This is a genomic window from Rhodothermales bacterium (assembly GCA_039944855.1).
GTDB lineage: Bacteria > Bacteroidota > Rhodothermia > Rhodothermales > JANQRZ01 > JBBSMX01.
The window spans coordinates 101,159-113,481 of sequence record JBDUXZ010000029.1; the positions used below are offsets into that span (position 1 = coordinate 101,159).

The 12,323-nt window shown below is 69.8% G+C and carries 9 protein-coding genes; 3 read left to right on the top strand and 6 right to left on the bottom strand.

The window, feature by feature from the left end:
* Window positions 1-74 precede the first annotated feature (74 nt).
* Window positions 75-1,760 (bottom strand): sodium:solute symporter, encoded by a 1,686-nt coding sequence (locus tag ABJF88_14690; GenBank protein MEP0548180.1) that lies wholly within the window; start codon window positions 1,758-1,760, stop codon window positions 75-77.
* Between the two features lie 250 nt (window positions 1,761-2,010).
* Here ABJF88_14690 and ABJF88_14695 point away from each other — a divergent pair, with 250 nt between their 5' ends.
* The gene (locus ABJF88_14695; GenBank protein ID MEP0548181.1) at window positions 2,011-2,658 is read left to right on the top strand and encodes a hypothetical protein; all 648 of its coding nucleotides are present in this window, start codon (window positions 2,011-2,013) and stop codon (window positions 2,656-2,658) included.
* 201 nt (window positions 2,659-2,859) lie between these two features.
* On the opposite strand, the gene ABJF88_14700 is transcribed toward ABJF88_14695, so the two are convergent.
* Window positions 2,860-3,384 (bottom strand): hypothetical protein, encoded by a 525-nt coding sequence (locus tag ABJF88_14700; GenBank protein ID MEP0548182.1) that lies wholly within the window; start codon window positions 3,382-3,384, stop codon window positions 2,860-2,862.
* A gap of 480 nt (window positions 3,385-3,864) precedes the next feature.
* On the opposite strand from ABJF88_14700, the gene ABJF88_14705 reads away from it, so the two are divergent.
* Window positions 3,865-7,596, top strand: coding sequence for a chemotaxis protein CheB (locus tag ABJF88_14705; GenBank protein MEP0548183.1), 3,732 nt, complete (start codon window positions 3,865-3,867; stop codon window positions 7,594-7,596).
* Between the two features lie 419 nt (window positions 7,597-8,015).
* Here the strand turns inward: ABJF88_14705 and ABJF88_14710 are convergent, their stop codons facing one another.
* From ABJF88_14710 to asd, 4 genes are all read right to left on the bottom strand, one after another.
* Window positions 8,016-8,825, bottom strand: coding sequence for a DUF6503 family protein (locus ABJF88_14710; protein ID MEP0548184.1), 810 nt, complete (start codon window positions 8,823-8,825; stop codon window positions 8,016-8,018).
* Window positions 8,826-8,827: 2 nt separating this feature from the next.
* On the bottom strand, window positions 8,828-9,370 hold the full coding sequence (locus ABJF88_14715; protein ID MEP0548185.1) for a DUF2911 domain-containing protein: 543 nt from the start codon (window positions 9,368-9,370) through the stop codon (window positions 8,828-8,830).
* A 76-nt stretch (window positions 9,371-9,446) separates the two neighbouring features.
* Window positions 9,447-9,947: a GNAT family N-acetyltransferase gene (locus tag ABJF88_14720; GenBank protein ID MEP0548186.1), complete on the bottom strand. Its 501-nt coding sequence runs from the start codon at window positions 9,945-9,947 to the stop codon at window positions 9,447-9,449.
* A 292-nt stretch (window positions 9,948-10,239) separates the two neighbouring features.
* On the bottom strand, window positions 10,240-11,316 hold the full coding sequence (asd, locus tag ABJF88_14725) for an aspartate-semialdehyde dehydrogenase (GenBank protein ID MEP0548187.1): 1,077 nt from the start codon (window positions 11,314-11,316) through the stop codon (window positions 10,240-10,242).
* 129 nt (window positions 11,317-11,445) lie between these two features.
* On the opposite strand from asd, the gene folD reads away from it, so the two are divergent.
* The gene (gene folD, locus ABJF88_14730) at window positions 11,446-12,321 is read left to right on the top strand and encodes a bifunctional methylenetetrahydrofolate dehydrogenase/methenyltetrahydrofolate cyclohydrolase FolD (GenBank protein MEP0548188.1); all 876 of its coding nucleotides are present in this window, start codon (window positions 11,446-11,448) and stop codon (window positions 12,319-12,321) included.
* Window positions 12,322-12,323: the final 2 nt, after the last annotated feature.

Below are 12,323 nucleotides of genomic sequence, written 5' to 3' on the forward strand. Positions count from 1 at the left end.
AAAGCCCGTCAGGTTAAGGTGTTCGACGACCTCGGGCAGCGCGGGTCGCGCTATCGGCTGACCGCACCGGCCGCTCAGGAGAAGTAGAGCCAGACGGCGAGGACGCAGAGCACGAGCGCGACGGTCAGCCACAGGTCGATCCGCCGCCACCCCAGATCCGGCGTCGGTTCCTCGATCGCGATACCCGAGGGCAGGTCGGCGCGGGTGACCGGCTCCGTCGCCGTGGCGAACGTGAGCCCGGCGATCTGCGCGCCCAGCGGCGGCGGCGTCATCAGGCTCACGACGGCGAGCACGACCGAGCACACGGCGAACAGCAGGATCGCGTAGTGGAGGAAGTTCACGCCGACGATCCACCCCGCCAGCCCGCCGAGTTCGCCGCCCGACCCCGCTACGATCTCTAGCACGAGCCGGAGCATCCCCAGCGCGAGCCCCGTCAGCAGCGACGCGAGGGCGCCCGCCGCGTTGAGCCGTCCCCAGAACAGCCCGAGGAGGAAGACGGCCGCGATCGGCGGCGAGATGTACGCCTGGATCGACTGGATGTAGACGTAGAGCCCACCCTCGGCCGCCTCCACGAACGGGATCCACGCCATCCCAAGGATCACGAGCGCCACCGTCGATAGCCGACCGACCCAGACGAGCCGCCGCTCCGTCGCTGCCGGGTGGAGCTTCTTGTACACGTCCCACGTGATGAGCGTCGAGCAGCTGTTGAACACCGACGAGAGGCTCGACATCAGCGCCGCGAGCAGGCCCGCCACGACGAGGCCGCGCAGCCCGATCGGGAGGAGCGTGCCGACGAGCGTCGGGAGCGCCGCGTTGTAGTCGGTCGTGCCGTCGAGCCCGAGCGGGAGCGCGAGCGCGCCGCGCTCCAGCAGCACGAAGGCGATCATGCCCGGCACGACGAAGATGAAGAGCGGCAGCAGCTTGAGGAAGCCGGCGAGGATCGTCCCGCGCCGGGCGTCGTCCACGCTCCGGGCCGAGAGCGTCCGCTGCACGATGAACTGGTCCGTGCACCAGTACCACACCCCGAGGATCGGCGCGCCGAAGAGGATGCCGGTCCACGGGAAGTCCGGGTCCGCCGCCGGCTTCCACATGTCGAGGAACCCCTCCGGCACCGACGCGGTGAGCCCGCTCCACCCGCCGACGGCATCGAGCCCGAGGAGCGTGACCGCGAGCGAGCCGCCGATGAGGACGAACGTCTGCAGGAGGTCGGTGTAGAGCACGGCGCGGAGCCCGCCGAAGACGGTGTACGCCCCCGTGGCGATGACGACGATGAGCGCGCCCGTCCAGAACGGCACACCGACGGCGCGGAAGACGACGGCGCCGGCGAAGATCGTCACGGAGATCTTGGTGAGGACGTAGGCGATGATGGAGACGGTCGCGAGATACCACCGGCTCGCCGGGGAGTAGCGGCGCTCGAGGAACTCGGGCATCGTGAACACCCCGCTCTTGATGTAGAACGGGACGAAGACCCAGCCGAGCACGAGGAGGATGAGCGAGGCCAGGACCTCGAACTGCCCCGGCGCGACGCCCGACGCCGCCCCGCTCCCGGCGAGCCCGACGAGGTGCTCGCTCCCGATATTGCTCGCGAAGAGCGAGGCGCCGATGACGAACCAGCCGACGTTGCGCCCGGCGAGGAAGTAATCGGCGGCGTCTTCGTCGCCGCGGCGGCGCTCGCGGAGGGTGGCGACGATCGCGACGCCGAAGACGATCAGGAAGTAGAGGGCGATGACGGCCCAGTCCAACGAGGCGAGAGCAGGCATGAGGGAGTGGGTGAGGGACTACGGCGTTGCTGCCGGGCTGAGGAGGAGGTCCATGAGGCCGCTGTCGCGGACCCGCCCGAAGAGCATACGGTGAGCGGTGTTGGCGTGGGGCTCGCCGTCGCCGGAATCTTAGCGCGGGGCGGAACTCGGCAGGCCGGGCGAGGCCGGCTCAGGCCTGCTCGGTCGCTTGCACGTTCGCGGGCGGGGCTCGATCTTCTCGGCTCCTCCTCTCGGTTCTGCCGATACGCCCATGCGCCGACTCCTGCCCTGCGTCCTCCTCATCGCCCTCTCCGCCTGCGCCTCCCCAGACGACGCGCCCGAGGACGCACCCGAGGACTCCGCACCGCCCTCCGAAGCGTCGGCGCCTTCGCCCGCAGAGCCGATGTCCACGACGGACCTGACGGTGGCCGCCTCGGTGGCGGCGCTGCCCGAGGAGTTCCGCGCCTCGGCCTCCGTCCACGAGCGAACGGACGGCGCAGGGCTCGTCGAGCTCCGCAGCGGCGAGGGGCCCTACATCTGCCTCGCCGACGACCCGGCAGACGACCGTTTCCACGTCGCGTGCTACCACGAGTCGCTGGAGCCGTTCATGGCGCGGGGCCGCGCGCTCCGGGCCGAGGGGCGGACGTCGGACGTGGACAGCGTCCGGTTCGCCGAGGTCGAGGCGGGGACGCTCCCGATGCCGTCCCACCCCGCCGCGCTCTACAGCCTCTCCGGCGACTCGGTGAGCGTCGACGAATCGACGGGGGCCGTCACTGGTGCGCGTCCGCTCTACGTCGTCTACATCGCGTACGCGACAGCGGAGACCACGGGGCTCCCCACGACGCCGACGGCCGACGGCCCGTGGCTGATGTTCCCCGGCACGCCGAAGGCCCACATCATGTTCACCTCGCAGATGTAGGCCTTGCGCTTTAGAGGCCCTACAAAACCTCTTGTCGTCATTGCGAGCGACTGAAAGGAGCGCGGCAACGCTGTAAGGCTCGGCGTAGCCCATCCCCCGATTCCAGCAAACCGAGGGAGATTAGCTCCGCTGAGCCCTTCGGGGTTGCCGCGTCGCTTCGCTCCTCGCAATGACAGCGTTGTTGGGTTTTGTTAGCCGTTCTTAGAGCCCCACCCTCAGCCCGCCGAAGACCGCGAGCGCGCTCCCGTCCCCGACCGTGAGCCGCCCCTGTGCGAAGGGCTGAACCGGGCCGATGCCGCCGAACACGACGCCGCCGAGCAGGTTCGCGCCGACGTTCGTTTCCTCGATGTCCAAGTTTCCCTCCACGTCGTCGTTGTCCGACGTGTCGAGCTTGATGAAGCGGATCCCCACCCCGATTCCGGCATAGGGCTGGATCCCGGGTGCTCTCAGCCGAGCAATCACATCGACATTGACCTGGGCGATGTTCTGGCCGAAGGTGCGGCCCCCTATGTCGAGATCTTTGGGTAAGAGGTACTCGCCGGACGGGCGCAGCGAGAGCGCAACCGGAGCCGGAAGGGGCAGGGCGACCTCAGCCCCGAGCCCGATCAGCACGGCTTCCCCATCGAAGTCGTATCCGGCGTACGGCAGCACGGCGAACTGAGCGTGGGCGGCCGGCGAAGCCATGAGGAGAAGGAGGGCGAGGCAACCGAAGAAGCGAACGGGCATGACGAGGCACGGGTTGATGAGTGGAGGACGCTGGATGCGGAACCCGCGCGGGCTTGCGCCCGGCGGCAAACCCATGAGACGGGCTCACCCCTAGACGCAGGAAACCGACGGCCTTCCGATCACACGGCCGTGAGAAACACCCCGACCGGAGCCTGCTCGTCCATCGCCGCCACCTCCTCTCCCTGAAACGCCGAGGGCTACCTAACCTCAAGACGCATGGCTGCGCGGCGATGGCCGGCACAGGCGTTTGACCCTTGGACACACACAGCGGACATCAGCGCGGCTCCACCTCGCGCTCGTTCCCTGCCTCGGAGAGCCGTCTGCGCAACGGGTGCGTGGCCGCCTTACCGGAGGCACTTCCCTCTCCGTCTCTTGCCGCGACCGGCGGCGGGGTCTACTTTACCTAACTTGCCACATCCTCCGAGACTGCCTCTGGGCGGAACGGTCGCTACCGTGGGTCCCGTACCCGACGCTAACCGAATGGAACCGCCACACCGCAACGACGCTCCTCCCGAAGACGACGCCCTCTCCGCTACGGACGACGCGGTCGGCGATCTCGATCCCGAAGCGGGTTCGGAAGCCGTGGAGACGTCGTCCCCCGCGAACGAGCCGACGGTCGTCGGGATTGGGGCGTCGGCCGGGGGGCTCGCGGCGCTCAAGACGTTCCTCCACCACATCCCCGAGGGGAGTGGGCTCGCGTTCGTCGTCGTCGTCCACCTCTCGCCCGAGCACGAGAGCCACCTCGCGGACCTCCTCCAGCCGCACTCGTCGATGCCGATCCAGCAGGTGAACGACACCGTCGCGCTCCGGCCGGACCACGTCTACGTCATCCCGCCGAACCGGAACCTCAACACGATCGACACCCACCTCCGGCTCTCGCCGCTCGAGGAGCGCCGGCGCGAGCGGGCGCCCATCGACCACTTCTTCCGCACGCTCGCCGCCACGCACGACGGCCACGCCGTCGCCGTCGTCCTCACGGGGACCGGCTCCGACGGCACGCTCGGCATCAAAGAGATCAAAGAGAAAGGCGGGCTCACCGTCGTTCAGGACCCGAACGAGGCCGAGTACGACGGGATGCCCCAGAGCGCAATCGCGACGGGGCTCGTGGACCTCGTGCTCCCGCTCGCCGAGATCCCCGACGCCATCCTCCGCTTCGCGCGCACGGAGCCCCGCCTCCCCGTGCCCGACGACGACGGCGACATCGAGGGCGAGCAGCGCCAGCTCCTCCACAAGGTCTTCGCCCACGTCCGCGCCCGCACCGCCCGCGACTTCAGCCGCTACAAGCGCTCGACGATCATGCGGCGGATCCAACGACGGATGCAGCTCCGCCACGTCGAGGAGCTCGGCGACTACGTGGCGCTGCTCCGCCGGGAGCCGGACGAGGCCCACGCCCTCGCCGACGACTTCCTCATCACCGTCACGAACTTCTTCCGCGACCCCGCCGTGTTCGAGCAGATCGAGCGCGAGGTGATCCCCGCGCTCTTCGAGGGGAAGGAGCCCGGCGACAGCGTCCGCGTGTGGAGCGTCGGCTGCGCGACGGGCGAGGAGGCGTACTCCCTCGCCATCCTCCTCCTCGAGGAAGCCGCCCGCCGCGGCGCGCCGCCCCACCTCCAAGTCTTCGCCTCAGACCTCCACGAGCGCTCGCTCCAGCGCGCCCGCGAGGGGTTCTACCCCGGCGACATCGCCACCGACGTGAGCCCCGAGCGGCTCCGCCGGTTCTTCGTGAAGGAGGACGGCGGCTACCGGATTCGGAACGAGGTCCGCGAGCTCGTCGTCTTCGCCCCGCACAACCTCATGGGCGATCCGCCGTTCTCGCGGCTCGACTTCGTGGCGTGCCGGAACGTCCTGATCTACCTCCAGCGCGAGGTGCAGCGCGACGTGATCGAGATCTTCCACTACGCCCTGCTCCCCGGCGGCTTCCTCTCGCTCGGCTCGTCGGAGACCGTCGAGGGCTCGGACCTCTTCCGTGTCGAGGACAAGAAGTCCTGCCTCTACCGGAAGCGGAACGTGCCGACGCGCGAGCTCCACCTCCCCGTCTTCCCAATCGCCCACCGCCGCCTGCTCCGCGACGTCGCGCAGGCCGACGACGCCGGCCCGCCCCCGGCCTACGGCGCGTTCCACCAGCGGATGGTCGAGCAGTTCGCCCCGCCGAGCATCCTCGTGAGCCCGGACTTCAAGGTGGTCCACTCGTCGGAGCACGCCGGGCGCTACCTCGTCCACCCCGGCGGCGAGCCCACGACCGTCGTGTTCCGCCTCGTGCGCGAGGAGCTCCGCGTCGAGCTCCGCACGGCGCTCTACGCGGCGAAGGAGCGGGGCGAGGCCACGCGCTCGAAGCCCGTCGCCCTCCGCCTCGACGGGGCGCCCCGCCACGTCACCCTCGACGTCCGCCCCGCGCTCGACCCGAGCCAGGACGGGTTCAGCCTCGTCATCTTCGACGAGCGGCCGTGGCACGCCGGCTCCGTCGAAGGCAGCCCCGCCGACGGCGGCAACGGCGATGCCGCCGCCCAGGCGGTGGAGCACGGGCCGGTGGACGAGCTCGAGGCCGAGCTCGACATCGCGCGGCAGCGGTTGCAGGCGATCATCGAGGAGTACGAGACGAGCCAGGAGGAGATGAAGGCCTCGAACGAGGAGCTGCAGTCGGCCAACGAGGAGCTGCGCTCGACGCTCGAAGAGCTAGAGACGAGCAAGGAGGAGCTCCAGAGCATGAACGAGGAGCTGCAAACGGTCAACCAGGAGAACCGCCACAAGGTCGAGGAACTGGCCCAGCTCTCGGGCGACCTCCAGAACCTCATGGCCGCCACCGAGATCGCCACGGTCTTCCTCGACCGCGAGCTCCGCATCCTCCGCTTCACCCCGCAGGCCAGCGCGCTCTTCAGCATCCGCCCCGCCGACCGGGGCCGCCCCCTCTCCGACCTCTCCCACCGCCTCGTCGGCTACGACCGGCTTACCGACGACGCCCAGCGCGTGCTCGACCACCTCATTCCCATCGAGCACGAGGTGGCGGACGAGCACGGCCGGTGGTACCTCGCCCGGCTCCACGCCTACCGCAGCACGACGGACCGCATCGAAGGCGTCGTCATCACGTTCGTCGATATCACGCGGCGGCGGGAGTCCGAGGCCGCACTGCGCGAGAGCGAGGAGCAGTTCCGCGCCCTCGTCACCGCCTCGGCGCAGGCCGTTTGGACGACGGACGCCGAGGGCCTCGCCGTGAACGACTCGCCCTCATGGCAGGCCTTCACGGGGCAGTCGCCCGAGGCATGGCTCAGCCAAGAATGGCTCGACGTCGTCCACCCCGACGACCGCGCGCACGCCGCCGCGTCTTGGAAAGGCGCCGTCGAGGCGGTCGAACCGTACTACACCGAGTTCCGCCTCTACCACGCCTCAAGCGAGACCTACCGTTGGACCGCCGTGCGCGCCATCGCGCTCCGCGCCCCCGGCGGGACCGTGCGCGGCTGGATCGGGATGAACCTCGACATCGACGAGCAGAAGCGGGCCGAGAGCGGGCTCCGCAGCCTCACCGAGACCCTCGAAGAGCGCGTCCGCGAACGGACCGAACAGGTGAACGTCCTCGCCTCTCGCCTCACGATGGCCGAGCAGGAGGAGCGCCGCCGCATCGCCCACGTCCTCCACGACGACCTCCAGCAGATCCTCGTCGGCGCGAAGATGATGGCTTCGGTGCCCGACGATGCCCCGTTGAACCCGGCCGCGTTGGCACAGCTCCAACGCACGCTCGATCAGGCTATCGATATCACGCGGACGCTCTCGCACGAGCTCAGCCCGCCGCTCTTGCAGGGCGAGGACCTCGGCGACCTCCTCGGATGGCTCGCCACCCAGAAGCACAGGCGGTACGGGATGGAAGTGGACCTCGCCGTCGCGCACGACGTCCGCGTCCCGGACCCCGCACGCCGCGTCCTCCTGTACCAGCTCCTCCGCGAGATCCTGTTCAACGTAGTCAAACACGCCGGCACGAAACGGGCGCGGATCGAGGCCGAGAAGCGGGACGGCCACGTCCGCATCGTCGTCGAAGACGGAGGCGAGGGGTTCGATGTGGCACTGCTGAGCCACGCCGATCCCCACGGGTTCGGGCTCCGCAGCGTGCGGGAGCGACTCGAGCTCATCGGTGGCCGGCTCGATGTGGACTCCACGCCCGGCACCGGCACCCGCGTGACGATTACCCTCCCGGCCAGTATGGAAAGGGGTACAACAGCGTGAGGCCGACCCGCGGGGGAGGGTCGGCCTCGAACGCTATCGCTGACAGGAGAGACGCGTAGAGAGGAAGGGAGAGCGTCGTAGAGGGGAACCGGCGGTGCCGGTCAGACTCCTGCGTTTTGGAAGTGACACCCGTAACGTAGGGCTCCCGCCCTACTCCCCTCAAGCGGTGATACTACGTGTCACGCCTTCAGGGATTCCCCGATGACGGACCGGGGCGAACCCGAGCGGACCCCCCGCCGCACTCGCGGTCGCTCGCTACGCTCGTTCCCGGCTTCGCGCGGCTGTCCCCCTCGTCGAGGGGGACAGCTTTCGTCGCCTTGAGCCGAGGCGAAGCCGAGCGATGGCGCCGGAAGCGGGGGGTCCGCGACGGCAAGCGCGGCGGGGGGTCCAACGCCGTCCCGTGGCTACGGCACTCGTGGCTACGGCAGCGGCCTCACGCGCACGTCGTCAAGCACGATCTCGGAGAGGAGGTCGAGTGAGTCCGCCTCGAACATCCGCCCCATCCCTTCGAGCGACGGCTCCAGCGGCTCGGCCGAGTAGTTCCGGTAGTCCACGAACCGGACGCCGCCGACGGTGCGCGGGTTGTACGCCTCGCGGAAGCGCGCGCCGCCGCCACTGACCTCGTAGGAATACGCGAGGTAATCGACCGTCGAGCGGTCGCGGTGGATCCAGTAGACGAAGCGGTCCTGGTAGTCCCGGCCTCCGCCCTCCGGCCGAAAGGTGACTTCGACGAGGTCGTAGGCCTCCCCGCCCAGCGTGTCAACGCCGACGAGGCGCGGCTGCACGGCGGCGTCGGCGAGCGGGTACGGCAGGAGGGCGAAGTAGACGACGGAGTTGACGGCGCCCTCGGCGGCGAGCGCGTCGGCTTTGCGCAGCGCCACCGGCGTCCCGTTCACGGTCCGGCCGAACCCGTCGTTGCCTAGCGTGTCGCGGACGACGCCGGCGGAGTCCGTCCACGTCCGGGCGTAGACGAAGCGGTCGCCGTCGCGTTCGGCGGTGAAGGACGCACCGCGGAACGAGAAGCCCACGACGGCCCGGTCGAGCACGTCGGCGCCGTGAACGCGGCGGGCGCGCTCGATGATCGCTACAGCGGCGGAATCCGTGGGGACTGGCTCCGGCGTCACCGCCACGGCGTCCGGCGGTACCGGAGCCGCTCGCTCTGGCTCGGCGCACGCCGCGAAGAGCAGCGCGACGGCGAGCAGAGCGAGCGGGGTCCGAGCACGAATCACGTTTACTGCCCCGCGCCGATCGTCAGCGCCACAGCGGTCTCGTCCCAACGGAGGACGAGTTTACCCATCGATTCGCCGACTTCTTCGAAGGAGAACGTCATCATCTCCGTGTCGTCGGCTTCGCTGGCCTCGACCGTGACGCGGAGCGCATCGCGGCTCATGTCGTAGTCGCCCGCGCCCCACTGCTCGGACATCTCGTTGAAGATGACGGTCCACTCGTCCTCGCCGGGGATCGTGAACAGGCCGTAGGTCCCGGCCGAAAGCGGCTGCCCTTCGACGGTCACGTCGCCGGAGAAGGTGATGGTGGTGGCCTCGTTCGCGCCCGTGCGCCAGACGGCGTCGTAGGGCACGAGGTCGCCGAAGATCTCGCGGTCGCGGACGCTCGGGCGGCTGTAGCCGACGGTCGCCACCGTCGTGCCGATGGTCTGGCTGACCGAGGCATTCGGGCTCGTGCGGGCCTCGTCGTTGCCGCGCTGTTGGGCGCTCGCGGGGGCCGCGAGGAGCAGGAGGCCGAGGCAGAGGAAAAGGGAATGGCGGAGTAGCATAGTCTGAACGGTGTGGTGGAGAGAGTGGAGAAGCACAGGGGTAGCCCGGCGCCCCGCATGATACGTCACGCCGCCGTCACGTCGACGCCTCCTCCTCCCCTGCGTCGGCCGACAGCGTCACGGTCGTGAAGAAGTCGTCGGCCCCCTGCCGGTGCCAGAACGCCTGCCCGCGCTCGTTGCGGCAGAGGACGCCCGCGCGGATCCGCGTCACGCCCAGCTCGCGCGCCCACGCCCGCACCGCACCGACGAGCCGCTCCCCGACGCGCTGCCCACGGAAGTCCGCCCGGACGACGAGTTCCGTCACATAGACCTCCATCTCCTGCACGTAGACCGGCGCGGGCCAATACGGGTGCGCCGTAAGCAGGCCCACGATCTCGCTGCCCGACGCGGCGACGAACACGCGGTGCGCCTCGCTCTCGCTCCATACGATGAAGTCGTTGCGCCAACGCTCGCGGGCCGATTCGCTCGGCCGATGGCGCGCATCGAGGGCCGCGTGCTCGTCCTGAAGCTGCGCCCACAGGGCGACGGCGGCCTCGCGTTCGGCCGGGCGGGCGCGGCGGATGAGGATGGGAGGCATCGAAGAATCCACGAGACGAGGAGAGGGCGTGCGTAGTGGGAGAGGGAGAGTACGAACGGAGCGGGAATGTGCTCGCACGCTGCTGAGTAACGGTAGAGGAGGAGTCTCTCCCCCTCGGAGGGGGAGGACAGGTGGGGGTCCGCCACAGTCGGGACTAACCCCGTCTGGTTCCCCGAGCGCTGCGGCCCCCCCGCTCACTCTGTTCGCTGCCCCCCTCCGAGGGGGGCGGGTGGGTTCTATTGATTCCTCATCAGTCTCCGAGACTCTCAACAGAGCCAGGCACGTTGCGCAATCACTGACTCACGCCGTCCTCGACCCCTCGGCTCACCGGCTCGCTACGCAGCCGCCCCTCGGACAGCAGCAACTCCGCGTTGAGGATCGCGCCGCCGGCTGCGCCGCGCACCGTGTTGTGCGAGAGCACGACGAACTTCACACCGAGCACCGGGCACGCGCGCACGCGGCCGACGCCGACCTGCATCCCGCGCTCGGCCTCGACGTGGCGGCGCGGTTGGGGGAACCGCTCGTCGTCGAACACGCGGATCGGGCGATCGGGCGCCATCCACAGGTCGAGCCCGGCGAGCGGGCTCTGAAACGAGCGGAGCGCCTCGGCGACGTCGTCAGGGCTCGCCGCCGTGCCTAGCTTCACCGACACGCACTCCGTGTGCCCGTCGAGCACCGGCACGCGGTTGCACTGCGCCGAGATCGTCATCTCCGCCGGGCGGATCGCGCCGTCGACGAGCGTGCCGAACAGCTTCAGCGGCTCCGTCGCCAGCTTGTCCTCCTCGCCGCCGATGAACGGGACGACGTTCCCGAGCGCATCCAGCGACGACACGCCGGGGTAGCCCGCGCCCGAGAGCGCCTGCATCGTCACGACCGAGACGGCCTCGACGCCGAACGCGTCGACGAGCGGCTTCAGCGCGAGCACGAGCCCGACCGTCGAGCAGTTCGGGTTCGTCACGATGAATCCCGGTGTCGATTGCCCGTCAATGAGGGCCGTGTGGTCGGGATTGACTTCGGGGATGAGGAGCGGCACCGTCGGGTCCATCCGGTGGTTGCGCGCGTTCGAGATCACCGGCACGCCCGCGTCGGCGAAGGCACGCTCAACCTCACCCGCGACGGAGGCGTCGAGGCCGGAGAATACGAAGTCGCAGTCGAGCGCGCCGGGCTCGGCCGGCACGACTTCCATCGCCGCGACGCGCTCGGGCATCTCGGTCCCGCCGATCCAGTTCGCGGCCTCACGGTACGGCTTGCCGGCGGAGCGCTCCGACGCCGCGAGCGCCGCGATCTCGAACTGCGGGTGGCCGTCGAGCAGCTCGACGAACTTCTGGCCGACGGCGCCCGTCGCGCCGAGGATTCCGACTCTGAGCATGGGGAGAGGAGTAGGTGGGTGGGCAGAGGGAATGGGCCGAGGATACGAAAACGCCGCCGTCTCCGCCCTGTTCGGCTCCATCGTTTGGAGTAGTTTCCGTACCCACTTCGACCACTCACCCACGCCCGCATGCCCGCCCAACTCATCGACGGAAAAGAGATCGCCGCCGCCGTCCGCGCCGACGTTCGCGCGGGCGTCGAGGACTGGACGCAGGCCGGCCACCGCGTCCCCGCCCTCCGCGTCGTCCTCGTCGGCGAGCACCCCGCCTCGGCGTCGTACGTCCGTGGGAAGATCCGCGCCGCCGCCGAAGCCGGCATCGACAGCGAGACGCTCCACTTCCCCGCCGACCTCTCGCAGGCTGACCTCCTCGGCATCGTCCACGAGTTGAACGCGAACCCGGCCGTCGACGGCATCCTCGTCCAGCTCCCCCTCCCCGACCACGTCGACGAGTCCGCCGTGATCCACGCCGTCGACCCAGACAAAGACGTCGACGGGTTCCACCCGGTAAACGTCGGGCGTCTCGTGATCGGCGAGCCGGGGTTCGCGCCGTGCACGCCGGCGGGCATCATCGAGATGCTCGACCGCAGCGGGATCGAGACCTCGGGCGCGCACGCCGTCGTCATCGGGCGGAGCAACATCGTCGGCAAGCCGATGGCGAACCTCCTGCTCCAGCGCGGCACCGACGCAACCGTGACCGTCTGCCACAGCCGCACGCGCGACCTCCCCGCCATCGCGCGGCAGGCCGACATCCTCGTCGCGGCTATCGGCCGCGCGCACTTCGTGACCGCGGACATGGTGAAGCCCGGCGCCGCCGTAATCGACGTCGGCATCAACCGGGTCGAGGACGCGAGCCGCGAGCGCGGCTACCGGCTCGTCGGCGACGTGGATTTCGACGCCGTGCGCGACGTAGCCGGCCACATCACGCCCGTCCCCGGCGGCGTCGGCCCGATGACGATCGCGATGCTGCTGAAGAACACGCTCGAAGCCGCCCAGCGCTCCGCCTGACT